This is a genomic window from uncultured Shewanella sp. (assembly GCF_947501665.1).
GTDB lineage: Bacteria > Pseudomonadota > Gammaproteobacteria > Enterobacterales > Shewanellaceae > Shewanella.
In genome coordinates this window covers 1-565 of record NZ_CANMWS010000084.1, presented here as the reverse complement: position 1 = coordinate 565, position 565 = coordinate 1, and the positions used below count along the sequence as shown (strand labels likewise).

1 pseudogene is annotated in these 565 nt (G+C 41.8%); it reads left to right on the top strand.

What is annotated here, in order from left to right:
• Nucleotides 1-37: 37 nt before the first annotated feature.
• Nucleotides 38-565: pseudogene (locus Q0976_RS24015) on the top strand (transposase); the annotation flags it as partial.

The window sequence follows — 565 nt, the reverse complement described above, 5'->3', positions numbered from 1 at the left end:
ACTAAGCTTTATGAACTAGTAGATGTTGGAGGTTGCTATGCCACGTCCAAGAAGAACCCTGATTAGTCTCGAAGACACTCCCTATTATCATTGCTGTAGCCGCGTGGTGCGGCGTGCTTATTTGTGTGGCGATGATGAATATACAGGTAAGAACTATGATCATCGTCGAGGCTGGGTTGAGTCCCAACTCCTTAAGTTAACCGAGGTCTTTGCTATTGATGTTGCCGCTTATGCAGTGATGAGTAATCATCTTCATGTGGTACTTTATATTGATGCTGCTAAAACCAATAGTTGGTCAGATAGAGAAGTGGTTGAGCAGTGGCATGAATTATTTAATGGTACCCAAATTACTCGTCAATTTGCTAAAGGTGAAGTGATTGAAGCACATCAAGTGACTCAGTTAAAACATCAAATTGCGATTTACCGTTCACGGCTTAGTGATATTAGTTGGTTTATGCGATGTCTAAATGAGCCGATAGCAAGGCAAGCGAATATGGAAGATAACTGTACGGGTCACTTTTGGGAAGGACGTTTTAAAAGCCAAGCTTTACTTGATGAAGAGGCA